Source organism: Pseudomonas violetae (assembly GCF_023072615.1).
Lineage (GTDB): Bacteria > Pseudomonadota > Gammaproteobacteria > Pseudomonadales > Pseudomonadaceae > Aquipseudomonas > Aquipseudomonas violetae.
Genome location: NZ_JAKNRW010000027.1, coordinates 1 through 23,635 on the forward strand (window position 1 = coordinate 1; position 23,635 = coordinate 23,635).

Annotated in this window: 20 protein-coding genes; 6 read left to right on the forward strand and 14 right to left on the reverse strand. The window is 58.2% G+C overall.

The genetic code is table 11. The features are described from left to right. Positions 1-1,157: FAD-dependent 5-carboxymethylaminomethyl-2-thiouridine(34) oxidoreductase MnmC1 (gene mnmC1, locus L9059_RS22970; RefSeq protein ID WP_247293193.1), on the forward strand; the 1,157-nt coding region annotated here is incomplete at its 5' end. 5 nt (positions 1,158-1,162) lie between these two features. Here mnmC1 and L9059_RS22975 read toward each other — a convergent pair. Next, positions 1,163-5,989, reverse strand: coding sequence for an NEL-type E3 ubiquitin ligase domain-containing protein (locus L9059_RS22975; protein WP_247293194.1), 4,827 nt, complete (start codon positions 5,987-5,989; stop codon positions 1,163-1,165). A gap of 294 nt (positions 5,990-6,283) precedes the next feature. Here L9059_RS22975 and L9059_RS22980 point away from each other — a divergent pair, with 294 nt between their 5' ends. From L9059_RS22980 to L9059_RS22995, 4 genes are all read left to right on the forward strand, one after another. Further along, on the forward strand, positions 6,284-8,056 hold the full coding sequence (locus L9059_RS22980) for an N-acetylglutaminylglutamine amidotransferase (RefSeq protein ID WP_247293195.1): 1,773 nt from the start codon (positions 6,284-6,286) through the stop codon (positions 8,054-8,056). 3 nt (positions 8,057-8,059) lie between these two features. Beyond that, complete coding sequence (ngg, locus tag L9059_RS22985; protein ID WP_247293196.1) at positions 8,060-9,808, forward strand: N-acetylglutaminylglutamine synthetase; 1,749 nt, start codon at positions 8,060-8,062, stop codon at positions 9,806-9,808. Between the two features lie 149 nt (positions 9,809-9,957). Next, positions 9,958-11,148: an osmoprotectant NAGGN system M42 family peptidase gene (locus L9059_RS22990; RefSeq protein WP_247293197.1), complete on the forward strand. Its 1,191-nt coding sequence runs from the start codon at positions 9,958-9,960 to the stop codon at positions 11,146-11,148. A 113-nt stretch (positions 11,149-11,261) separates the two neighbouring features. Next, positions 11,262-11,489 carry a YheU family protein gene (locus L9059_RS22995; RefSeq protein ID WP_003199186.1) on the forward strand — a complete coding sequence of 76 codons (228 nt, stop codon included), beginning with the start codon at positions 11,262-11,264 and terminating at the stop codon, positions 11,487-11,489. A gap of 8 nt (positions 11,490-11,497) precedes the next feature. Here L9059_RS22995 and csrA read toward each other — a convergent pair whose 3' ends face one another. The 3 genes from csrA to L9059_RS23010 form a co-directional block, all read right to left on the reverse strand. Then, on the reverse strand, positions 11,498-11,683 hold the full coding sequence (gene csrA / locus L9059_RS23000) for a carbon storage regulator CsrA (RefSeq protein ID WP_247293198.1): 186 nt from the start codon (positions 11,681-11,683) through the stop codon (positions 11,498-11,500). Between the two features lie 154 nt (positions 11,684-11,837). Then, positions 11,838-12,170, reverse strand: a complete 333-nt coding sequence (locus L9059_RS23005) for a YnfA family protein (protein WP_247293199.1) — start codon at positions 12,168-12,170, stop codon at positions 11,838-11,840. Between the two features lie 64 nt (positions 12,171-12,234). Further along, positions 12,235-13,050, reverse strand: a complete 816-nt coding sequence (locus tag L9059_RS23010) for an SDR family oxidoreductase (protein ID WP_247293200.1) — start codon at positions 13,048-13,050, stop codon at positions 12,235-12,237. 278 nt (positions 13,051-13,328) lie between these two features. Here L9059_RS23010 and L9059_RS23015 point away from each other — a divergent pair, with 278 nt between their 5' ends. Further along, positions 13,329-13,487 (forward strand): DUF3309 family protein, encoded by a 159-nt coding sequence (locus L9059_RS23015; protein ID WP_247293248.1) that lies wholly within the window; start codon positions 13,329-13,331, stop codon positions 13,485-13,487. 62 nt (positions 13,488-13,549) lie between these two features. Here L9059_RS23015 and L9059_RS23020 read toward each other — a convergent pair whose 3' ends face one another. From L9059_RS23020 to L9059_RS23065, 10 genes are all read right to left on the reverse strand, one after another. Next, entirely contained in the window at positions 13,550-15,643 is a 2,094-nt protein-coding gene (locus tag L9059_RS23020; RefSeq protein ID WP_247293201.1) for an LTA synthase family protein, read from the reverse strand. A gap of 359 nt (positions 15,644-16,002) precedes the next feature. Next, a complete protein-coding gene (locus tag L9059_RS23025) occupies positions 16,003-16,605 on the reverse strand; it encodes an START domain-containing protein (RefSeq protein WP_247293202.1) in 603 nt (200 codons plus the stop codon). 41 nt (positions 16,606-16,646) lie between these two features. Next, positions 16,647-16,901: a YkgJ family cysteine cluster protein gene (locus L9059_RS23030; RefSeq protein ID WP_247293203.1), complete on the reverse strand. Its 255-nt coding sequence runs from the start codon at positions 16,899-16,901 to the stop codon at positions 16,647-16,649. A gap of 164 nt (positions 16,902-17,065) precedes the next feature. Next, positions 17,066-17,557 (reverse strand): translation initiation factor 2, encoded by a 492-nt coding sequence (locus L9059_RS23035; RefSeq protein ID WP_247293204.1) that lies wholly within the window; start codon positions 17,555-17,557, stop codon positions 17,066-17,068. Between the two features lie 89 nt (positions 17,558-17,646). Further along, a complete protein-coding gene (locus tag L9059_RS23040) occupies positions 17,647-19,086 on the reverse strand; it encodes an aminotransferase-like domain-containing protein (protein ID WP_247293205.1) in 1,440 nt (479 codons plus the stop codon). 254 nt (positions 19,087-19,340) lie between these two features. Beyond that, entirely contained in the window at positions 19,341-20,153 is an 813-nt protein-coding gene (locus tag L9059_RS23045; protein ID WP_247293206.1) for an OmpA family protein, read from the reverse strand. Further along, positions 20,150-20,506 carry a DUF4398 domain-containing protein gene (locus L9059_RS23050; RefSeq protein WP_008147008.1) on the reverse strand — a complete coding sequence of 119 codons (357 nt, stop codon included), beginning with the start codon at positions 20,504-20,506 and terminating at the stop codon, positions 20,150-20,152. Before L9059_RS23050 ends, L9059_RS23045 begins: the two co-directional genes overlap by 4 nt. A gap of 9 nt (positions 20,507-20,515) precedes the next feature. Beyond that, a complete protein-coding gene (locus L9059_RS23055; RefSeq protein ID WP_247293207.1) occupies positions 20,516-21,334 on the reverse strand; it encodes a substrate-binding periplasmic protein in 819 nt (272 codons plus the stop codon). A 77-nt stretch (positions 21,335-21,411) separates the two neighbouring features. Continuing rightward, a complete protein-coding gene (locus L9059_RS23060; protein ID WP_247293208.1) occupies positions 21,412-22,341 on the reverse strand; it encodes an electron transfer flavoprotein subunit alpha/FixB family protein in 930 nt (309 codons plus the stop codon). 2 nt (positions 22,342-22,343) lie between these two features. After that, complete coding sequence (locus L9059_RS23065; RefSeq protein ID WP_017340080.1) at positions 22,344-23,093, reverse strand: electron transfer flavoprotein subunit beta/FixA family protein; 750 nt, start codon at positions 23,091-23,093, stop codon at positions 22,344-22,346. Between the last annotated feature and the right edge of the window lie 542 nt (positions 23,094-23,635).

Below are 23,635 nucleotides of genomic sequence, written 5' to 3' on the forward strand. Positions count from 1 at the left end.
CGGCTGCCAGCCTTGCGGCACGCGGTTGGCGCGTGAGCCTGCTGGAGCGCCATGCTGCGCTGGCGCAGGAAGCGTCGGGCAATCCCCAGGGCGTGTTGTACCTCAAGCTTTCGGCCCATGGCACGGCATTGTCACAGCTGATTGTCAGTGGATTTGGCCACACCCGACGGTTGCTCGAACATTTGCAACGTGGAGTCGAGTGGGACGATTGCGGTGTTCTGCAACTGGCGTTCAATGCCAAGGAAGCCGAGCGGCAGGCCCAATTGGCAGCAGCGTTTCCCGACGATCTGCTGCATGTACTTGATCGCGAACACGCCGAGACCCGCGCGGGCATAGCGCTGCCCTCAGGCGGCCTGTTTTATCCTGAAGGCGGCTGGGTGCATCCGCCAGCACTGTGCGCCTGGCAAGCCGCTCATCCGAATATCAAAGTCTTCACCCATCACGAGGTGGTGCAACTGCGTCGTGACCAAGAGCAATGGCAGGCGTGGACGGGCGACAGATTACTGGTGGAGGCGCCAGTGGTGGTGTTGGCCGGCGCTGCCGACATCAAGCGTTTTGATTTCAGCAGCGACTTACCGCTCAAGCGTATCCGGGGACAGATCACCCGCCTGCCCCAAACCGCTGAAAGCCAAAGCCTGAGCACCGTGGTGTGCGCCGAAGGGTACGTGGCACCGGCACGCCTGGGTGAACATACCTTGGGCGCCAGTTTCGATTTCAACAACGACGACTTGACACCCACGGCGGCCGAGCATGCCGGCAACTTGCGGATGCTCGAGGAAATATCCACCGATCTGGTCGCCCGCCTGTGCGCAGACACCTTGCAAACAGAGGCACTTGAAGGCCGCGCAGCGTTTCGATGTACCAGCCCTGACTACTTGCCGATAGTCGGCCCCCTGGCCGCCACCCAGGCTTTCACCGACGCCTACAGCGTGCTGAGCAAGGATGCCCGGCAAACGCCGGACATTCCTTGCCCATGGCTGGACGGTGTGTACGTCAACAGCGGTCACGGTTCCCGTGGATTGATCACCGCGCCATTGTCAGGCGAGCTGCTGGCAGCCTGGCTCACCAACGAGCCGCTGCCTTTGCCAAGGGCCGTGGCCGAGGCGTGCCATCCAAACCGATTTGCCCTGCGGCGTTTGATACGACGAAAGGCTTGAAATATTCAATCCAGGGCGAAGCAGGTTTTTGCTTCGTCCGCCTCTATAGCCGCCTGGGTCAAACGCTTCAACAAGCCGGTTTCAGCCTTATCAAGTTCATCTGCGATGCCGTCGACCTGGGTACCGTACTGCGCACCGAATGTCGTCTCATTTGCGCTAATGGCCTCCATCCGTGTGTGGAAAGGCGCGGTCAGGTCGGTGAACTCCTGGCTGTGATGCTCTCGCAGAAAGTCGCTCCAAAACGTGCGACCGCTAACGAATGTCGACAGTTCGGGGGAGAGTTCCGCCGTGATGACTCTGTTATAGGCAGTATCCAGGTCTGCTGGTTCTACGCCACCCAACGAGGCATAGCGCATGTGCAGCGGTTGGCCGACAAGTTCGAGCCTGTCAGCCAGGCCGGTGCGATAGGCCAGTTCCACTTCCACCGGGTCGAGTGCGGGATTGACGAGGGAATATTCACGCGCAATTGCAGTGAGTTTATCCAGGCGGAATAGCCGCCTCCCAAGACTCAACAAACGAGCAGCCCGATCATGGGCATTGGCGGACTGGCGAACCACCGCGTGGATATCCACCGCCACCTCAAGGTTACTGAAGATAGTGGCCGCAGAATCAGCGCAATTTGCCTTGACCGCCATCGCCAGCAACTGGTCACACAACGCCCTGTCGCTGCGGGTCGCCTCGATGACATCCCAGACCCTGCGCGTCATGTCCTCATGCACGAAGCGACTATCGGCCGTGTCCCCGACTTCTGCCAGCAACTCAAAGAATTCTGTCGACTTGGGTTCGTTCTTCAATGCCAGCCACACCCGGTTACGCTCGGCATAGCTCTGTTCAACGCGTTTTGGCATCCACAAGTCACGAGCCCTCAATTCACTGAGTAACACAGTTGAATCGTCCAGCAGACCCATTCCGATGCCCGAACTGTCACGGTAGATTCTCAGTTTCTCGAGACTGGCAGGCGATACCTGGTTGCCCTTAAGGTTAATAGCTTTGGCGAATCGTTGAGGCATTTGGAACAGCCAGTCGGGTAACGCTTGAATTTGATTAGCCCGCAGGTCTGCAAAGTCCAGATATGGCAAGCGGGAAAGCCCGACTGGCAGTTCTGTGGCGTGGGTATTATTCAGGTTCAGGGTCTGCAAATTAATCATTTTGCTGACGTCAATCGTGGCCCCCAAACGATTGCCCTCAAGTCCCAATGTGCGCAAATTGCCCATGTCGGCCAGCTTGCGCAGTGTGTGCTCGGTCAGGTTTATCTGATTTCCATCAAGCCGCAAGTATTGCAGGTTGGGCATATGCGATAACACTTCAGGCAATCGAGTGAGCTGATTGCGTTGCAACTCCAGGCTGAAAAGCCCTTTGAACGGCCGGAGAAAATACGCCAGCTCATCTCCGGCCTTCATGTCGTTGATGGAAAGGCTGCGCACGTGAGCGACATCTGCCTCTGTCAGGGTCGGTAGCGGGCCAACCGGGTTACGCTCCAGTGTGAGGGACGTGACTGACTGATTACGTGGCCAAAGTGGATGCGAGACCCGACGCCAGCAGTTTTCGATGGCATAGGCCACCTGACGACGGCTCAAACGCAAATCGTTGAGTTGCCCCGCTAGCGCCTTCATTTGCGTCTCATCGTCACGCCAGGTGTGCAGCACGTTGCGCAGTTGGCGCAGTTGTTGTCCCAGCTCCTTAATTTTATTTACCCGTTGCAGGTGGGTACTGCCGGCCTGGTCGAGAAACGACGAAACCTGAACTTCAGTGAACAGCGGGTAGAGCTTCTTGACTTTACGAATCAGGCTTCTTGGATAAGGATTCGCGGCAGGAGTATCCGCCTGGACACAGGCAGAAAGATGTTTGGGCATTTCGCTGCGCTCACCTCGCAACACGCGGCCGCTACGCTGCGGATCGCCGGAAGCGGCACGCACCAGGCGTGATCGCAGGGTCGCCACATCCAATGTATCGTTGCCCACGAACCCCATACGGGTGCGTTGGCCGGCCGGCAGTACATCCCATATCGCCTCAAGCAGGGTGGCGCTCGTCTGCGTAGACGACACGTCCCCGTTTACGTGCGCGACTTGATAACCCGTGGTGGTCTTGACGATCACCCCACGCGACAGCGCATTGGCGTCACCCACGGAATCCAGCACGGCGCCAGTCACTGCTCCCTTGCGTACTTCAAGTCGATAGCCGTCATCCCAGCCCTGAACACGGTCCATCAGGCCCAGGGCCAGTCGGTCGGTGTCGGCAGTGGCCAGTTGGGCGCGATACAATCCCATGAGGGCGCGATCCTGCCTGATCCCGGCTTTTGCTTGGCTGAGCGCTCGGTCAAGATCCGATCCAGGGATCTTGCGATCTCGTAGAAAGATGCGATCGTTGGCTGAGGCGTTTTCCAGCAACTCCTGACATATGCGGGTCGGAAGGTTGGCGGCGTGTTCGCTCAGCGTCGCAACGTCACCGGAGGCCGTGCCGTCATATTTTTTATAAAGCCACTCATGCAGCGGCCGGCGATTGCCATTGAGGCTCGTCGCGATCTTTTTTGCTAACAACTGCGCTTTCGACTCAGTTGTCGTGCGGCCGATAACGTCCTCGACTTCATGGGGATAGAGACCTTCGATAACGGTATCGAGGAGCCCCCCTGCGGCCAGTTGGGATTGAGATACGTGCACGCTGTTCACGTCATCATCCTGCGGTGCGGTTTCAGGGAAGCGGGAAACGACCTGATCGTTAGCGCCCCGTAATTCAATGAAGCGCTCCGCCGGCCAGCCAGGCAATCCCGGCAGCGTGTGCAGTTGCTCCTGGGTAAAGGCCGTGTTCGCGATCTCTCCCTGCTCCATAGCCACTATCAGCCGGCTGATGCGCTGGTCGATGTTAAAATGTTCGATACAGTCGTTGAGACGCTGCGGCAACGTGAGGTTGCTTTCATGTAAATAGTGCAAGTCGTCAGGCGTAATAGCGCTGATTTCGGCAATGGCTTGCAGGTCACGTCCCAACACTGGCAGGCGCTGACCCGTGCGTCCCAGCGCATAGGCACCGTCGCGCCACTCGTGCGCGTGCTCATAAACATGCCGCCAACCACCTTCCACGTTTTGCTCGACGGCAGGCTGGAAAGCGTCCTTCTGAAGGGGATGATTGATTGTCCACGGCGATCCATCAGCGTGACGGGTAACTCGATAGCGCCCCCCGTCCATGACGACTGAAGTTTGCCCGCCATGGTGGTACAGCCCTTGAGAATCAGGCTGTACGTCTGCAGGCAGGATCGAGGTCTGCCTGTAGGATTGGAGGTCGGGCTTCCACAATCTGGCTTTGCCATCGGCGCGAGTGACGGCCTCGAAACCGTCGAAAAACGCCGCCTGCTCCTTTACTCCTCTTTTGAACGCTGTCGAGATGATTTTGCCCCCTGCCGCAAATGCCGCCATTTGCGCGAGGTTTTCGACAAGATTCAACAAATGGGACAACGCCAAGGTGCGCTCGCCATGTGTCCAGTCCAGAACACCTTCGTAAACCTCGCAGACGATATCGCCCACGGCCGTCAGCAGCATCAGATTACCGATCACGGGTACGAAAAAAGCCGCCGCGTTCAACAGCACAAGACCACCATCGAGCAGCATTTGAATGGTTTTTTCCCGCTGCTGCTCGTCGACGTCTGCTGTCGGAACCGCAAGAATTTGCGCATCGATCTGGGTTTTGCTGACGAAGCCACTGTAGAAAAAATCCGCAAGACAGGTATCTGCGGGAGTCGCAGTGAGGCTGCCCAACGTCCTGCCTTTATCAAACTTTTTGAGAAAATCGGTTTTATCGTGACCGTGCAGGTACTGCCCGACGAAAAATTTCCGGTAACTTGTACTCTGCAGTTTTAGCGTGAGATAGACCTTGAACTCATCCAGCGAGGCGTATTCATACAGCGGTCGTCGTGGTTCGTTCGGCATATAAACCACACACTTGGCCTTCGTGTCGGTATCGATGGAAACCTTGGTAAACACCAATACGCCGCAGATGCAGGCGTCATGGAGGGTCAAACCCTGCCAAAGCACCGGCCCACCCTCAAACCGTGCGTTCCTGGTTTGAGCGGCAGGAGCATCCTGTTCGATCACGCTCAACAGCATCGTGTAAACGGCGGGGCTGATCTCTTTTTTCAGGTAGGCCATGTGGAGGGCGACTTGCATATCCAGCACCTTCAATCGCCGGATATCGGCGGCTGAGGCGCGATCATTGACAGGCGCGCCTTGGGCGGGCCTGGCCGGCAGCGCCAGGGCGCTGGTGATGTGCTGCTGATAGCGAGTACCCAGGTCGAGCTCACGACAGAGCGCCGCGAATTTTTCAGCAGTGACTTCAGTACCTGATGGAGTCTTGGCATCGATCAGTATCACCGCGTCCTTTAACGGGCCGCCGGGCGTCGCTTGCGCTTGCGTAAAGTTTTCCATTGCAGCGTGAAGCAGACTGCGTGATGTGGTGGTCACTGTATTCGGCGCGCCAAAGGCCGGGAGCGTTCCCGTTGAGGTATAGATCGTTGTGGTAATGGACAGCGTGTCGCGCTCGACATCGACATCGATTGCCCACTTGCCCTTGAGGAATGTGGTTAGCTGCTCTTTGCAAAACCTGTCCAGCGGCATTAGCTGTTCGAGGGCGGTCTTGACCCGATCTTGCGCATCGAAAGACTGCTGGAACGTAGCTTTCAACGCCTGCACCATGTTCAGGTCCGCAGTCGCCAACCATTGCGGTATGGCCGCTTGCAATACTTGAGCCTTGTCCAGGTCGGCTGTGTGGTCCACTAACGCCTCCAGGCGCTGGGCGGATGTCCTTGGCTCCACCGCAAAGGCGGCGTCATGAGTTTTAGTGGGCATGTGCAATATCCTTATTGCGTTAACAGTCCCCCAGTTTATTAAGCGCGTTCGGCATTTAATAACTCGAAAAACGGATCGAAAGGCAGCGCATCCCAGCAGCTACTTCTATGTATCGCATCATTAATTAACGCCATCGCAACGCGTACTTGTGGTTCGCCACGTTCGTTCAGTCCTGCCTGCTTATTACTTATTGATCTAAAACTCCCTGGACCTCAGTGGGTCAGTTGCTGAGTGCCCGGTGTTTTGGCTGGGTACCGATCGACCCTCCCCAACGGAAAAACCGGTAAGGATTTTATGTGCGGATTAGCTGGCGAGTTACGCTTTGACAATCAACCTGCGGACCTTGCAGCCGTTGAACGAATCACCCATCACCTGGCACCTCGCGGACCTGACGCGTGGGGCTTCCACAGCCAAGGGCCGATCGCCCTGGGCCACCGCCGCCTGAAAATCATGGACTTGTCGGACGGCTCGGCGCAGCCGATGATCGATAACCAGCTGGGCCTGTCCCTGGCGTTCAACGGCGCGATCTATAACTTTCCCGAACTGCGTACCGAGCTTGAAAGTCTCGGTTACGCTTTCTACTCCGGCGGTGACACCGAAGTGCTGCTCAAGGGCTATCACGCCTGGGGTGAAGCACTGCTGCCCAAGCTCAACGGCATGTTTGCGTTTGCCATCTGGGAACGTGACGCCAAGCGCCTGTTCATCGCCCGTGACCGTCTCGGCGTGAAGCCGCTTTACCTGTCGCGTACCGGCCAGCGCCTGCGCTTCGCCTCGGCCTTGCCGGCACTGCTCAAGGGCGGTGACATCAACCCGATCCTCGATCCGGTGGCGCTGAATTACTACCTGAATTTCCACGCAGTGGTGCCCGCCCCACGCACCTTGCTGGCAGGCATCGAGAAACTGCCGCCGGCTACCTGGATGCGCGTCGAGGCCGATGGCAGCACCGAGCAGAAAACCTGGTGGAGCCTGCCCTATGGCCCCCGGGCCGATGAAATGAACCTGACACTGGAAGACTGGCGCGATCGCGTGCTGGATAGCACCCGCGAAGCGGTAGCCATTCGCCAACGTGCAGCGGTCGATGTCGGCGTATTGCTCTCCGGCGGAGTCGATTCGAGCATGCTCGTGGGCCTGTTGCGCGAAGTCGGGGTGGAAAACCTGTCGACCTTTTCCATCGGCTTCCAGGATGCCGGCGGCGAACGCGGAGACGAATTCCAGTACTCGGACTTGATCGCCAAGCACTACGGCACCCAGCACCATCAGTTACGCATCGACGAAAAAGAGATCATCGAGCAATTGCCGGCGGCGTTTCGCGCCATGAGCGAGCCAATGGTCAGCCATGACTGCATTGCGTTCTACCTGCTATCCCGTGAAGTGGCCAAACACTGCAAGGTGGTACAAAGCGGCCAGGGCGCGGACGAGCTGTTCGCCGGTTATCACTGGTATCCACAAGTCGACGGCGCCGCCGACCCCTACGCTGCGTACCGCGATGCGTTTTTCGACCGCAGCTACGAAGACTACGCCGCCACCGTGCAACCGAAATGGCTGACGGCGAATGATGCCGCAGGCGACTTCGTGAAGGAACATTTCGCCCAGCCTGGCGCCGACGCGGCGGTGGACAAGGCCTTGCGCCTGGACAGCACGGTGATGCTGGTAGACGACCCCGTCAAGCGCGTTGATAACATGACCATGGCCTGGGGCCTGGAAGCCCGTACCCCATTCCTGGACTATCGCCTGGTGGAATTGTCGGCGCGGGTACCCGGCAAATTCAAGCTGCCGGAGGGTGGCAAGCAGGTGCTCAAGGAAGCGGCGCGACTGGTCATTCCAAGTGAAGTGATCGACCGCAAGAAGGGTTACTTTCCGGTCCCCGGCCTCAAGCATCTGCAGGGAGATACGTTGAATTGGGTGCGCGAATTGCTGCTGGATCCGAGCCAGGATCGCGGCCTGTTCAACCCGGCCATGCTCGACCGCTTGCTGACTGATCCACATGGCCAGCTGACGCCATTGCGCGGCTCCAAGCTGTGGCAGCTGGCTGCACTGAACCTGTGGCTCAGCGAACAAGGAATCTGATTGATGAAACCCCACGCCACGGCTTACAGCCAACGCTTGTTGCGCGGTCAGACGCCTTCTTACGAACGCTTGCAGGCCCGCTTGGCTGAAGATGGCAGTGAACCGAGCACGGCACCGATTGCGCTGCATTGCGGTTGGGGTCGATTGCTGATCGGCCACACCTTCGCCGATTCTGCCAGTCTTGCCCAGGAACTGCTCAATGAAAAGCCCGGCGAGCGGGATATCGCGCTATACGTAGCCGCGCCCCAACAAGTGTTGGGGCTGGAACCGGCGCAACTGTTCCTCGATCCGTCGGACACGTTGCGCCTGTGGTTCACTGACTATCGCCCGGCCACCCGAGTGTTTCGCGGCTTCCGGATTCGCCGGGCGCAAAGCGAAGCGGACTGGCAGGCGATGAACACGCTATACCAGGCCCGCGGCATGCTGCCCATCGATGCGAGTTTGCTGACCCCACGTCACCTCGGCGGTCCGGTGTACTGGCTGGCCGAGGATGAGGACAGCGGCGCGCTCATCGGCAGTGTGATGGGCCTCAATCATCACAAGGCCTATAACGATCCGGAAAACGGCAGCAGCTTATGGTGCCTGGCCGTCGACCCGCAGTGTTCACGACCCGGTGTGGGAGAAGTGCTGGTCCGTCACTTGATCGAACACTTCATGAGCCGCGGGCTGAGTTACCTGGATCTGTCAGTGCTACATGATAATCGCCAGGCCAAAAACCTCTACGCCAAGTTAGGCTTTCGCAACCTCTCGACCTTCGCCATCAAACGCAAGAACGGCATCAATCAGCCGCTGTTCCTGGGGCCTGGGCCGGAGGCCAACTTCAACCCTTACGCGCGGATCATTGTCGAGGAGGCGCATCGTCGGGGCATTGATGTACAGGTCGATGACGCCGACGCCGGGATGTTCACCCTCAGCCATGGCGGGCGTCGGGTGCGGTGCCGCGAGTCCCTGAGCGACCTGACCAGCGCCATCAGCATGAGTCTGTGCCAAGACAAGAGCATGACCCACAAGGTGCTGAAGGCTGCGGGACTGAAACTGCCGTCCCAGCAACTGGCCGGTAATGCCGACGACAACCTGGCATTTCTCGACGAGCACGAGCGCGTGGTGGTCAAGCCGCTGGACGGCGAACAGGGCCGCGGGGTGGCGGTGGACTTGCAGAAGATCGAAGAGGTTCAGCAAGCCATCGAATCAGCCCGCCAGTTTGACACCCGAGTGCTCCTGGAGAGTTTCCATGAAGGCCTGGACCTGCGGATTCTGGTGATCGGTTTTGAGGTGGTCGCTGCGGCCATCCGGCGACCGGCTGAAGTGGTTGGTGACGGTCAGCACAGTGTCGGCGCTCTGATCGAGGCGCAAAGTCGCCGCCGCCAAGCGGCTACTGGCGGCGAGAGTAAAATCCCCCTCGACCAGGAAACCGAGCGCACTCTTGCGGCTGCCGGTTACGACTACAGCAGCATTTTACCTGCCGGCGAGCATCTGTTCGTGCGGCGTACGGCGAATTTGCATACCGGCGGCACCCTCCAGGATGTCACAGCCATCCTGCATCCGACCCTGGTGGACGCCGCCGTGCGGGCGGCCCGGGCGCTGGACATTCCTATGGTCGGGCTTGACCTGCTCGTGCCGGCGGCGGATCAGCCGGAGTACGTGTTTATCGAAGCCAATGAACGCGCCGGGCTAGCCAATCATGAACCGCAACCGACGGCGGAACGCTTCGTCGATTTGCTATTTCCGCACAGTCAGCCGGCGCTGTCTTGAACGTGTAACGCCCCGCCAGCCGCCATCGCTGGCAAGCCCGCCCCACACCGCGTTTTATTGTGGGAGCGAGCCTGCTCGCGATGGCGGGCAACTGGCCAAAGAATTTCCTCATCGAAACCATCGATGCGCTCAACTCATCAGGAGTTTCCATGACCCGTAAAATCCCGGAACCCGATCTGAACTACCTGCAAAAAGTCCTGCTGGAGATGCTCGCCATTCCAAGCCCCACAGGGTTCACAGACACCATTGTGCGCTATGTGGCCGAGCGCCTTGAGGAGCTGGGCATTCCGTTTGAAATGACCCGACGCGGCACCATCCGTGCGACCCTAAAAGGCAAGAAAAACAGCCCCGACCGCGCAGTCTCGGCACATCTTGACACCATTGGTGCGGCGGTCCGCGCGGTAAAGGACAACGGCCGACTGACCCTGGCGCCGGTTGGCTGCTGGTCCAGTCGTTTTGCGGAGGGCAGTCGGGTTAGCCTGTTCACCGATAATGGCGTGATTCGCGGCAGCGTATTGCCATTGATGGCTTCCGGGCACGCCTTCAACACTGCCGTGGACGAGATGCCGATCAGCTGGGATAACATCGAACTGCGCCTCGATGCCTATTGCGCTACTCGTGCTGACTGTGACTCGCTGGGGATCAGCGTCGGCGATTTCGTGGCGTTCGACCCCTTGCCTGAATTCACCGAAAGCGGCCATATCAGCGCCCGCCACCTGGATGACAAGGCAGGGGTGGCTGCGCTGCTGGCGGCCATGAAGGCGATCATCGACAGTGGCGAAGAGTTGATGATCGATTGCCATCCGCTGTTTACCATTACCGAGGAAACCGGCAGCGGCGCCGCAGCGGCATTGCCTTGGGATGTCAGTGAGTTCGTCGGCATCGATATCGCACCCGTCGCCCCGGGTCAGCATTCCAGCGAACATGCCGTGAGCGTGGCGATGCAGGATTCCGGCGGTCCGTATGACTATCACCTGTCTCGTCACTTGCTGCGCCTGGCCAGCGACAACGAATTACCAGTGCGCCGCGACCTGTTCCGTTATTACTTCAGCGACGCGCATTCGGCGGTCACCGCCGGACATGACATTCGTACCGCCCTGCTCGCCTTCGGCTGCGATGCAACTCACGGCTACGAGCGTACCCATATCGACAGCCTTGCCGCACTGAGTCGTTTGCTTGGCGCCTACATCCTCAGCCCGCCGGTGTTTGCCAGCGATGCACAGCCGGCGAAGGGTTCGCTGGACCGGTTCAGTCACCAGATCGAGCATGATACGCAGATGGAAAGTGATACCCGGGTGCCGTCGGTGGATAGCCTGGTGGGGCAGCGTAACGATAACTAGGCGGATCTTTGCGACGCCTGCTCGATCGCGTCACGAGCAGGCTGCGCTTCGTCCAGGGTAGCCGCCATCGTCCAATCGCCGTAGCATCGCGCCATTGTTCAACCGAGGTGCCTATGCTGATTCCCCACGACCAACTTGAAGTCGACACCCTCACCCGCCTGATCGAAGATTTCGTGACCCGCGACGGCACGGACAATGGCGACGACACCCCGCTGGAGACCCGGGTGTTGCGCGTGCGCCAAGCCCTGACCAAGGGCCAGGCGCTGATCGTTTTCGACCCCGAGAGCGAACAATGCCAACTGATGCTCAAGCACGATGTGCCTAAGCATCTGTTCGACTGAAACGTCTTTTAACTGCGTTTACCGGGTTTCTTTTCCTGCTGGATGCGCTCGTAGACCTCGCTGCGATGGACGGTAACGCTGCGTGGTGCTTCGACTCCGATGCGCACGCTGTCGCCGCTGACGGCCAGGATTCGCACGGAAATGGTGTCGCCAATTGAAATCAACTGGGGGGCTACACGGCTGAGAACTAGCATGGGGATAGGTCCTACTGGGTGACAGGACCTTGAAGATGCCCGGCAGGTTACGGTCCTTCAATGCGCTGTAGGCAAATCAGTTTTGCCCTACAAGCTTGAAGGAAACCCTCAGTAGGATTTATCTGACAAAACCGCAGAGCGTGGGACTTTTCCTTCAGGAAGCCGACAAGCGCGGGCCGAAAAGAATCACTGTGGCGCCAATGACGCACAGGGCCACACCAATCCAGTCCGAGCTCAGCGGACGAATTCGCTCCACCACCGCCAACCAACCAATTGACGCCACGATGTAGATGCCGCCGTAGGCGGCGTAAGCGCGACCGGCATAGGTCGCCTCCACACGGGTCAGCAACAGTGCGAAAACAGTCAGGCTGAGCAGTGCTGGCACGACCCACAGGGCGCTCTTGCCCTGGCGCAACCACATCCAGAACGCAAAGCATCCGGCGATTTCGAACAGGGCGGCGAGAAAAAACCACAGGTAATTGAGCATGCAAGGGTCTCGCTAGAATGGCCGATGGCGGCCACCCTAGCGACGGCGTGACATGCGGGCAAGCTTAGCCTGCGGTTTGTTTGGCCTTGGTGCGCATCTTATCTGCCATAACTGTCATTTCGTTGTACAGCAGTTGCGGGTTCTTCTGCTTGATCGCCCAAGCCATGCGGCCCTGTTCGTGCGGCAGAATCAGGAACTCACCGGCGCCGACTTGCTGATAGATGTAATCGGCAATGTCGGCAGCGGTAATCGGCGAGCTTTCAAGCAGCTTGCCGACCTGCGCTTTCATCGCGGGTGTCGGGCCACGGAAAGAATCCAGCAGGTTGGTCTGGAAGAACGATGGGCACACTACATGCACCCCGACTCCCTGCTGCGCCAGTTCGATCAGCAAGCTCTCGGACAACGCTACCACGCCGGCCTTGGCCACGTTGTAGTTGCTCATGGCAGGGCCTTGCATCAGCGCGGCCATGGAGGCGATGTTGATGATCTTGCCCTTGCTCTTCTCCAGCAGCGGCAGGAATGCCTTGCAGCCCTTGACCACGCCCATCAGGTTGATCGCAATCTGCCAATCCCAGTCCTCCAGGGACAGCTCGCTGAAGAACCCGCCCGAGGCCACGCCGGCGTTGTTGACGATGATGTCGATACCGCCCAGCTTCTCTTCGCAGGCCTGGGCAAACGCCGTCAGCTGACTGTAGTCGCGCACGTCACAGCGCTGGGTAAAACCGTCGCCACCCGCCTCGCGCACCAGTTTGAGGGTTTCCTGGAGGCCGGGATCGCTGACATCGGACAAGGCCAGTTGCCAGCCGTCGCGCGCCCAGCGGAGTGCGATTTCGCGACCCAGGCCCGAGCCTGCGCCAGTGATCATCATGCGATTTTGCATAGCAAACAGCCTTGTTGTTCCAGGGAAGATTGGCCGAGTGTAGCGAAGGATACCCCCATACCCACGCTCCATCAGATTGCTGAATAGGCTGCTCAAACCCCGGACGTGGGCGGATTAACTCACCCAATAAAAACGAAATAAGGCTTTGTTCGAAAAACATTAAAAAATTTCGGAATTTTCTCGGCATCACCGTAGTCGGACTATTTAAGCAGCTCGGATTTATTGCATTCCTGCTGATAGTTAAAGCTAGGTCAATCCGGAACACTTTCAACAAGGAAATAACCATGGGCACAATTCTAATCGTTATTTTGATCCTTCTTCTGGTAGGTGGCTTGCCGGTCTTCCCACACTCCAGAAGTTGGGGTTATGGCCCGTCGGGTATCATCGGCGTCGTGCTGGTGGTGCTGTTGATTCTGCTCTTGCTTGGCAAGATATAAAGCGTTAACACAGGCAAAAAAAGAGGCCCTGAAAAGGGCCTCTTTTTTATTGCCTTGAACATTTAGTCCGGCTTGCCGTCAACCACACCGGCGGTGTTATCCAGCAGGCTCTTGGTCGCCGTTTGCAAGAAGGCTTCAAGTTTCTGCTTGAGCTCGGCTGTACGCGGTGCGTCAGGAATGATCTCGGCCTTCGGTGTAGCGCCCAACTGGTACTGGTACACCTTAGGCGCCATTTCTTTTTCCTTGGGCAACACGAGGATCTCGTCAGCCGTAATGATCGCGGTGGTCTGCTCGCTGCCGGATGGCTTGATCACACCAAAACCGGTGTCACCTTCCGGCAGGTTCAGCAGGTCGCGGCCCCAGCACTGATGGCGCACCTCGCCACCGATGCGGCCCATGATGGTCGGCACGATATCAATCTGGGTACCAACGGTGTGGTCACGCACGCCGAATTTCTCCTGGATGCCCGGTGCGATCATCAGCATCGGCACGTTGAACCGGCCCAGGTCCATTTCGGTGATCTGACGTTCGTTGCCAAATCCGTGGTCACCGACGATGACGAAAAGGGTTTCCTTGAAGTAAGGCTCCTTGCGGGCCTTCTCGAAGAACTGACCCAGAGCCCAGTCGGAGTAGCGCATGGCCGTCAGATGCTCGTTGAGACTGCCGCGATCCGTCACGCGCTCGACCGGCAATGGCGACGGCAAGGCGTATGGGGTGTGGTTCGACAGGGTTTGCAGCAGCGCATAAAACGGCTTGCCGTTTTCCCGCGCCTTCAACTCGACCAGGCCGCGGTAGAACATATCCTGGTCGGACACGCCCCAGGTCGGATCGGAGAACACTGGGTTCACGAAGTCATTGCGACCAATAAACTTGGTCATGCCTTGGCTGCTGAAGAAGCCCGATTGGTTATCCCAGGCGAAGTCGCCGTTGTAGACGTACACATCGTCGTAATTACGAACACTGAGCAGTTGCGGCAAACCGGACAGTTTGTGGCTGCCTTCCGGGGTCTGCATGAGGTATTCGAAACCTGGCAAGTTCGGGAAGCAAGCCATGGTGGCGAACATGCCCTGGTGAGTGTGGGTGCCGTTGGAGAAGAAGCGATCAAACAACAGGCCTTCTTTCGACAATTGGTCGAGGTATGGCGTGATGTTGCCCGAAGCGCCCAATGCCCCCACCGAGTGACCGGCCATGCTTTCCATCAGGATCACGACGACGTTCTTGATCGGCAGGGTCTTGTCGGCCGGTGGCGTGTAATCACGGCGCACGACCGCTGTGTCCGGATCCACCAGTTTGTCATCGGCCGTCATTAGCATGTCGCGCACAATTTTCTGGGCTTCAGGCTGTGGCAAGGTGGCCTTCCAGATATTGTCGCGATCTTCGGACATGCGGCTCTTGGCGGCAGCAATCAGCGACAGCGTGCCGTTGAGGCCCATCTGGTTGGCGAAATTGGAATCGGTGGTGTAGACGTCACCCCAACGCAACGGCGGGCCTTGGCGCAATGTGCCGCGAGCCGCGACTACGCAGATAAGCAGGCAGACTACGAACACGGCAGTGCGCGCATACCAGGGAGCCACTTGGCGAGTACTGATGCTACCGCCGCTGAACGGGCCGCGTGGACGAGTGGCACGGTCGGCGCCCTTGAACGCCAGCGCGAGGATCACAGTGCCGCCGACCCATGCCAGCAGGTAACGAACCACGGGAAAACCGTACCAGAGCATGCTCATCACGGTTTTCGGGTCTTCCTTCACATATTGGAAAACCAGGCCGTTCAGTCGCTGGTGGAATTCGCGGTAGAAGTCCATTTCCATCAGACCGAGGAACAGCGCGATGCTCGACGCCACGGTCAGCCACAGACGAAAGAACCCGCGGGCCGCCATCGCGCGGACGCTGAACAGTGCCAATACCAGCGGAATGCTGAGGTAGACCACCAGGCGCAGGTCGAAACGCAGACCATTGACGAACGCTTCGACGAAGGTCGAGGCCGGTGTATCAAGGATCATCTCGCTGTTGTAGACCAGCAGCGCAACGCGCAGCAGGCTGAACATGACCATCATGACCAGAGCGCACAGTAAAGTGTAGGCCAGGTGCGATTTGACGGTTGGTTGCAGCAGGCGACTTGAAGCTCGCTGCTGTTTCAGGGCGTCCGGGTTTGCCATGTCGTTTTAGGACCCATTGGAAGTTGAAGTTGCAAAAATACAGCGGCGCTTTGCCCTCTGTTGGTCAATTCCTGACCCCGGGACTTGCGCGGTGCGCAAATGTTGCCCGATCAACCGCAGCATTGCCATTGATTACTGTTTGGGCTGGGCGCGGGCGGGATTGTCTTGGACGTGTTGTGAAAATTTTGTGCAGCGAATATTCGGATACAAAATTTAAGCTTGGGAGACGGGTGGAAGGTTCACCCAATCATCTGCAGGAGCCGGCTTGCTGACGCCTGCAGGGATCTGATTTTGGCATGACACTGGCGTTCGCCAATAACGCCGATGAAGCGGGCGAACTACCCGTTGCAGCGCGGCGATTACTTCTGCGCGCGATCCTTCAAAGCCTTCAACGTATTAAACGGCGCATCAACCACGAACTTGTTGGCCACCATCGAAGGCACGCTGCCGCCCGGCTCGGTGTGCACCTGGTAGGTCACTTCGACCTGGTCACCCTTGGGCACGAACTTCCAGAAACCCTCGACCTTGGCCACCCGCACAAAACCCTTTTCCTCGGGAATGTACTTGGGCACGCCTTCGAGCTTGCGGGTCAGGCTGCCATCGGCGCCTTCGACGGTAGTGATGTGCAGCACCGAATCCCGTGGGGTCACCGGCCATGGCGTATTGAATTGGGTGTAGGTCCAACTCTGGTCACCTTCATGCTTGAGCAATTTCTGCAGTTTGCATTCGTGAATCCAGGCACAGGCCCCCGACACATCCTCTTGCAAGGCGCGCAGTTTGGCCATGGTGGTTTTCATCAGGGTTACGCCCTGGTAAGCCTTGTAATCGGAACCGGCCACTTCACTCAAAGACACCTTGATACCGTCCTCGTTCCTGGCGACTTTCCATTCTTCGGCCTGGACCGAAGTCGCCAGCAAAACGGTGAAACCACACAGCACAGCCAAACGATGCAGCGAACCCATAATGTTATTCCTTATTGTTGAAGTTCCGACCGTTGAACACATCACGCCGCCGTCATTTGCTCCCACCATCCAATCAACTTGATGGCGTCTTCGCTGCTGTTGCCGCAAACATCGGGGTCGGCTGCAAATGCCGAGCAAACAGCCGGGCGCTCCGGTTTACCGAAAATGTTGCACAGATTTTCGACAGATAATTGCAGGCAACGTTCTCCGGCAGGTTTGCCCTGGGGCATACCGGGGATCGGTGAACTGATGGAAGGGGCAATGCAACAGGCGCCACAACCCTCACGGCATTTCATGACGACAAGCTCCTCGCGATGGGCGATGTGTTAAAGCACAAGGCACAGAATAACCGCTAAAACAGTTGTTTTAAATTAAACCGACTGAGGTTTTTCAAACAAATGGGCGTGACTGACCAGTCTCCGACAAAGCGTCCTGGCTCTGGGTCACAACAGAGAACAAATCACTGCTTGAATTCGAACTCCAGCGCGGCACCTTCAACGTCTCGCCGCTCTTCATTGCGCAACTGCAACTGCATTTCGTTACTAAGCAGGCGGCCGTTGAGCTGGAAAGGACTGCTGCCAGTCTTGTCGCCAAACATTTGCGGCAATATCGCATCGTGCTGGGGCAGCGGGACAGTGCCCACGGGATCAAGCTCGTCAACCATGTCCTTGGGCAGGCTCAGGTCGAGTCTGGCAGGAGGTAGCGCGATTTTCACTATTTCGCTGGCGGATTTGGACTTGGAAGCAATCGGTGCGCGCTTTTGAACCGGCTTGCTGTTCTCTTTAGCCGGCGCAGTCTTTTTGACAGGAGCGATCTTTGTTGCTGGGGCAGACTTGCTCGCGGGAGTGTTCGCCGCAGGGGGGTCCTGAGACGCAGCCGCCATGATGCCTTGTGCCTGAAAAGCCATCAGCAGGCAGAGCGACCACAACACGGCGGGGAAAATCGATTTCATGGACCCAGCAACACTAACGATAGAGGGCCATATGCTCGCCTGTTAGCCGGCGCAAGACAAGTATGGGCAGGAATAACCTGTCCAGTACGTCAAAAACCGGCCGCTGTTTCTTGGCACAGCTGGGTGGCGAGCATGCCCAGTGTCATCAAGGCACGCTCCGCTTCGCGGTTCCAAGGAACGCCACAGTTCAGCCGGATGCAGTGGTTAAATTGCTCGGTGTTACTGAAAATCAGCCCCGGGGCAATACTGATCCCCTGCTGCAACGCCCGCACGTGCAGCTCCTGGGTGTTTACTCTTCCCGGCAAGCTGACCCACAGAATGAAACCACCGGTGGGCCGGGTCATCTGCGTGCCTTCGGGAAAGTACTGCTGGACGGCCAGCTGAAAAGCACTGAGGTTCTTGCGATATTCCTGGCGGATGTAGCGCAAATGCCGATCGTAGCCACCGTTTTCCAGATAAGCAGCAATGCCCATCTGGGTGACGCTGCACGCTGAATGGGTGCTAAAGGTCTGCAGACGCTGGATTTCCTGCTGGTATTTGCCAGCAATCATCCAACCGATGCGGACTCCGGGCGACAGGGTCTTGGAAAAGCTTGAGCAATAGATCACCCGATCCAGCCGGTCATAGGCCTTGAGCGCCTTGGTGCGACCCTGCTCAAACATGAGTTCGCCATAGATATCGTCTTCAACGATCTGGATATCGAAGTCCGACGCCAGGCGAAGCAATTGCTTCTGGCGTTCCTCCGGCATGGTTCCGCCCAAGGGATTGCTCAGGCGTGTGGTTAAAACCAGCGCCTTGATCGACCATTGGTTGGCGGCCAGCTGCAGGGCTTCCAGGCTCATGCCGGAGGCGGGGTCACTCGGAATTTCGATGACCTTCAGACCCAGCAGATCAGCCAGTTGCAGCAACCCGTAGTAGGTAGGCGACTCAGCGGCAATCAGGTCGCCCGGCCGGGTCAGCACGCGCAAGGACATCTGCAGGGCGTCGACGCAACCATGGGTGATCACCACTTCCGAGGGATCGACCACCACCCCGGCATCACGCATGCGAATCGCCACCTGGCGCCGCAACGGTTCAAAGCCTGGGCTAAACATGTAGCTGAAGGCCCGCGGGCTATGGAACCGCGTAACCTTGGCCAACTGCTGATGCAGCGCCCGCACCGGCAGATAATCGACGCTCGGTACCGCCGCGCCCAGGGGAAATACCCCTTCGCGACGGGACTCGACTAATACCTGTTGAATGATGCTGCTGCGCGTGACCAAGCCAGGGCGTTCGACCCTGGCGATGTCCGGGGTTGGCGCAGTCAGGGCCGGGGTTTGGTGCACGTAATAGCCGGACTGCGGCCGGGCACGAATCAGCCCCTGATCCTCGAGATTGGCGTAGGCCTGCAACACGGTTGCGTGACTGACGTTGAGCTGCGAACTCATCTTGCGCACCGAAGGCACGCGCTCCCCCGGTTGATAGACACCACGACGGATGTCTTCGGCCAGTTGTTGAGCAATACGTTGGTACAGCAGGAGATTGGTCATGAAGCAGCACTCGATTTCACGGGCATTTTATTCTTATGTGACACAGTACCGGAACAGTTTAGAAGTGTACGGGGACAGTTGCCACAATAGTCGACCGTACAGTGCAGTGTCAGCAAAAACTGTACTGTTTGTGGGCGAGTTGGCACGCGTAAAAAAACCCGGCACTGCCGGGTCGTCGTAGCTGTCGAGTGAAACGAGGCTGCGATCTTTCCAGGCCCCCTTGAATCACAAGCCAAAGATCAAAAAATTCGCAGTTATCGGGCGGCGCCGAGTTGGCCTTTTTCGTCAGAGAACACAATTTCCACCCGGCGGTTCTGCGCCCGCCCCCGTTCCGACGCGTTTACGTCAACAGGATACTCATCGCCGTAACCTTCGACCTTGATGCGCTTGTCATCGATGCCAAGGTCCATCAGCACATTGGCCACGGATTGCGCTCGATCAAGGGACAATTTGAGGTTTTCCTGCTTGCCACCGGTACTGTCCGTGTAACCCTCGATCCGTACCACGCGTTTGGGATTGAGCTGCAGGAATTGCACGATCTTCAACACCACGCGATTGGCTGAGCTTTTCAGTTCGGCTTCGCCGGTGTCAAACAACATGTCACCCAAGGTCATGACCAGGCCGCGGTCGGTCTGGGTAGTGGCCAGCGCGACAATCTGTTCTTCGAGCCACTTACCCTGCTGTTGCACGCTGAGCAGCTTGGATTCGCGCAGGGCCAGTTGCAGGCGCTGGCGTTCCAGTTCGAGCTTGGCCGTACGCTCTTCGTTGAGCACCTGATTGGTGTGCTCCCGAGCGATTTCACTGTAGCGCTGGCTCAGGTAAGCGTAATGGAGCACGTCCGAGCCACTGCCCCAGTAGCTGGACAGACGGTCGGCGCGGGCCAGGGACTCGCCGGCCCGGATCACATCCTTGGGCGCAATGCGCAGCACGTTGGAGTCTTCCTTGACCTTCTGAAAGTCGACACTGGCCTCTTGCAGTGCCGTCTCACTGTGCTGGCCGGCACAGCCATAAAGGCTCGCGCAACCTACCAGGATCAATCCACCAACGGTTTTGGACGCAATATTCATTGGGCATCTCCCAGTTGCTTACGCAGGCGGGTGATGCGGGTGTTCAGCACATTCAACTGCTCTTCACTCTTGAGGGTCAGCACCCGTGCTTCGGCCAGGCGTGCATCCAGCTCGGCCTGTTCGGCGCGCATGCGCGCATTCTTGAAGGACTGATCGTTCATGCTGCCTTTGGCGCGGTTGAACTTGTCTTCGGCCAGTTTCATTTCCGGTACGTCGGCGGCGGTAGCACCCACGGCCTTCGCCTGCTCGAGTGCCTGCTCGGTCAGGCGCATCTGTTCATTCGGCGCCGGATCGGCTGCACAACCCGCCAGAGCCAGAACGGCCAGGGCAGCGAAAAGAGGTCGAATACTCACTAAAAATCCCTACTGTTTTGGGGTACTGACGGGTTGTTGCTGCTGCAGTTTCCAGCGCTCGATATTGCGCTGCAACGCGGCTTCCGTCAGGCCGGACGCGGGCAATTCTGTCATCTTTTTAGCCAGCTGTCCGCGCAACCACGGATCGTTGCAGGCGGAGTTGTGAGAAACAGCCAGATACAGCCCGGGTTTGTCGACCGGTTCAGCACGGGCGACAAGGTCATTGGCCATGCTCAGCGACTGCGCAGCAGCCGTGCCCGAATACCGCCCGGCCAGCACAAATTCCACTTCACCCAACAGCAGTTTCTGCAATGCCTGAGTCAGGCTGGGCGTGCGGAGCAGGGTCAATTGCTGCTCGGCGTAGGTGCCAAACTGCGGCGTCAATTGAGCCTTTTCCGATATCGCTCCGGGGTGTTCATGCAGGTCTTGAGCTTCGTTGTAGACCAGCGGCGAATCCTTGCGAGTCCAGACGAGGTAGTCGTTTTCCAGCAACGGCGGATGAATGTAATCCAGCGACTCGAGCTCGCCGAACGTCAGCGGCGCATCGGCCAGCAGGTCCATGCGTCCGCTACGCACTTCTTCCAGCGCCTGGGGCCGCTTGCCTGCATAGAGCAGTTCGACCTTGACGCCCAACTGGCCCGCCACTTGCTGCAACAGATCGGCACTGGCGCCGATCAGGTGCTTGGGGTCCTGGGGGTCTTGCCAGAGATAGGGGGGGGCGTCCGGGCTGCCGGTGACTACCAGGCGCTCGCACTTGCCTGCGGCCATGGACAGAGCAGGTAGCACCGTCAAACCCAGCAGTAATGGCCAAGCGAACACCCGCCCCATAACTCTTTCCCCTAAAACGTACGCTGCAAAAAAAACCCGACCATAAGGCCGGGCTCTTTATAAGTGAAGTCGCCGGATTAGACCAGCTTCTCCAGCTCAGGGATGGCTTCGAACAAGTCCGCCACCAGGCCGTAATCGGCCACCTGGAAGATCGGCGCTTCTTCGTCCTTGTTGATCGCAACGATCACTTTGGAGTCTTTCATGCCGGCCAGGTGCTGGATCGCGCCGGAGATACCGACGGCGATGTACAGCTGTGGAGCAACGATCTTGCCGGTCTGACCGACCTGCATATCGTTGGGTACAAAACCTGCGTCGACCGCGGCGCGGGAAGCACCGACAGCAGCGCCCAGCTTGTCTGCCAGGGCGTACAGGTGTTTGAAGTTGTCGCCGTTCTGCATGCCACGACCGCCAGAAACGACGATTTTGGCAGCGGTCAGTTCCGGACGATCGGACTTGGCCAGCTCTTCGCCAACGAAGCTGGAAGTGCCAGCGTCGTGAGCAGCAGCAACGGTTTCAACCGATGCCGAGCCGCCTTCTGCAGCCACTGGGTCGAAACCGGTGGCACGCACGGTGATTACTTTTACCGACGCGTTCGACTGAACGGTGGCAATGGCGTTACCGGCGTAGATCGGGCGCTTGAAGGTATCAGCGCTTTCGACCGAGATGATCTCGGAGATCTGGTCAACGTCCAGTGCAGCGGCAACCCGCGGCAGAATATTTTTGCCGTTGGAGGTGGCGGCAGCCAGGATGTGGCTGTAACCAGCGCCCAACTCGGCAACCAGCGGCGCTACGTTTTCCGGCAATAGGTGAGCGTAAGCGGCGTTGTCGGCCACCAGCACTTTAGCCACGCCAACAATTTTCGCAGCCGCTTCAGCCACGGCGCCAACGCCCTGGCCTGCAACCAGAACGTGGATGTCGCCGCCGATTTTGGCAGCAGCAGCCACAGTATTCAGGGTGGCCGGGGCCACTACCTTGTTGTCGTGTTCAGCGATTACCAAGATAGTCATAATTAGATTACCTTCGCTTCGTTTTTCAGTTTCTCGACCAGTTCAGCTACCGACTTGACCTTGATACCCGCGCTGCGTGCAGCCGGCGCTTCGACTTTCACGGTCTTGTTGGTGGAGGCGGTGGAAACGCCCAAAGCATCAGGAGTCAGCACTTCGAGAGGCTTCTTCTTGGCTTTCATGATGTTTGGCAGGGACGCATAGCGCGGCTCGTTCAAACGCAGGTCGGTGGTGACGATGGCCGGCAGTTTCAGGGAAACCGTCTGCGCGCCGCCGTCGATTTCGCGAGTCACGGCAACGCTGTCGCCACTGACTTCGACTTTCGAAGCAAAAGTGCCCTGACCGTAGCCGCTCAGTGCAGCCAGCATCTGGCCAGTCTGGTTGTTGTCGCTGTCGATGGCTTGTTTGCCAAGGATCACCAGCTGCGGCTGTTCCTTGTCGACAACAGCCTTGAGCAGCTTGGCAACGGCCAGGGAAGTCAGATCTTCAGCGGATTCGACGAGGATGGCGCGGTCGGCACCCAGAGCCAGCGCAGTGCGCAGTTGCTCCTGAGCGGTGGACGGGCCAACGGAGACGACGACGATTTCAGTCGCAACGCCCTTTTCTTTCAGGCGTACGGCTTCTTCCACTGCGATTTCGCAGAATGGGTTCATCGACATCTTGACATTGGCGAGGTCGACGCCGGAATTGTCCGCCTTGACGCGAACCTTGACGTTGTAATCAACAACGCGTTTGACAGCTACAAGAACCTTCATGGATTCCTCGTTACTCTCCGGTGAAAAGAAAGTCGCCTAGGCGAACCTGGCGGTTGATGCTCATCGGGCGCAAGGGCACCTCTAAAAACGCCGGCATACGTGTCAAGTGACCATCGCTCATAATGTTGATGACCGTTCGTCAGGGGTGACCGGCGAGTCATTCATTATCGCGGCGTGTAAACTGCGCGCCAAACCCGCACTGCGCATCACCTTCTACCGCTATAGCCCTGTCTTTAGAGGTGCTCTTGAAACCAACAGTCAGCCTACGGCGAGCGCAAAACCGACCGTATCTTGACCGGAACACCTATTCCGGTCAATACGGCAAAATGGCCGTTCATAAGCCGCGTGACTTTGATTTGTATGGGTTTGAGCCAATTCAAACAAACGTTTGTATTGGACGCTGGGAGTGGTGTAGATATAATGCGCCACCCAGAGAGAAAGGTGGTCAATCGTTTGTCCGGTTCGGCGCATTGCGCAGAAATTCATGGACGCGACACCAAACCTCCAATTAGAAAAAAAACTGTTGAGCCTTGAGTAGGAGA

Excerpts from the sequence above, each read along its gene's own strand:
- L9059_RS22995 (WP_003199186.1), top strand. The coding sequence starts at position 11,262 with ATGCTGATTCCCCACGACCAACTTGAAGTCGACACCCTCACCCGCCTG.
- L9059_RS22975 (WP_247293194.1), bottom strand. The coding sequence starts at position 5,989 with ATGCCCACTAAAACTCATGACGCCGCCTTTGCGGTGGAGCCAAGGACA.
- L9059_RS23010 (WP_247293200.1), bottom strand. The coding sequence starts at position 13,050 with ATGCAAAATCGCATGATGATCACTGGCGCAGGCTCGGGCCTGGGTCGC.
- L9059_RS22990 (WP_247293197.1), top strand. The coding sequence starts at position 9,958 with ATGACCCGTAAAATCCCGGAACCCGATCTGAACTACCTGCAAAAAGTC.
- L9059_RS23040 (WP_247293205.1), bottom strand. The coding sequence starts at position 19,086 with ATGACCAATCTCCTGCTGTACCAACGTATTGCTCAACAACTGGCCGAA.
- L9059_RS23035 (WP_247293204.1), bottom strand. The coding sequence starts at position 17,557 with ATGAAATCGATTTTCCCCGCCGTGTTGTGGTCGCTCTGCCTGCTGATG.
- csrA (WP_247293198.1), bottom strand. The coding sequence starts at position 11,683 with ATGCTAGTTCTCAGCCGTGTAGCCCCCCAGTTGATTTCAATTGGCGAC.
- L9059_RS23020 (WP_247293201.1), bottom strand. The coding sequence starts at position 15,643 with ATGGCAAACCCGGACGCCCTGAAACAGCAGCGAGCTTCAAGTCGCCTG.
- L9059_RS23045 (WP_247293206.1), bottom strand. The coding sequence starts at position 20,153 with ATGAATATTGCGTCCAAAACCGTTGGTGGATTGATCCTGGTAGGTTGC.
- ngg (WP_247293196.1), top strand. The coding sequence starts at position 8,060 with ATGAAACCCCACGCCACGGCTTACAGCCAACGCTTGTTGCGCGGTCAG.
- L9059_RS23065 (WP_017340080.1), bottom strand. The coding sequence starts at position 23,093 with ATGAAGGTTCTTGTAGCTGTCAAACGCGTTGTTGATTACAACGTCAAG.
- L9059_RS23055 (WP_247293207.1), bottom strand. The coding sequence starts at position 21,334 with ATGGGGCGGGTGTTCGCTTGGCCATTACTGCTGGGTTTGACGGTGCTA.
- L9059_RS22980 (WP_247293195.1), top strand. The coding sequence starts at position 6,284 with ATGTGCGGATTAGCTGGCGAGTTACGCTTTGACAATCAACCTGCGGAC.
- L9059_RS23005 (WP_247293199.1), bottom strand. The coding sequence starts at position 12,170 with ATGCTCAATTACCTGTGGTTTTTTCTCGCCGCCCTGTTCGAAATCGCC.
- L9059_RS23030 (WP_247293203.1), bottom strand. The coding sequence starts at position 16,901 with ATGAAATGCCGTGAGGGTTGTGGCGCCTGTTGCATTGCCCCTTCCATC.
- L9059_RS23060 (WP_247293208.1), bottom strand. The coding sequence starts at position 22,341 with ATGACTATCTTGGTAATCGCTGAACACGACAACAAGGTAGTGGCCCCG.
- L9059_RS23025 (WP_247293202.1), bottom strand. The coding sequence starts at position 16,605 with ATGGGTTCGCTGCATCGTTTGGCTGTGCTGTGTGGTTTCACCGTTTTG.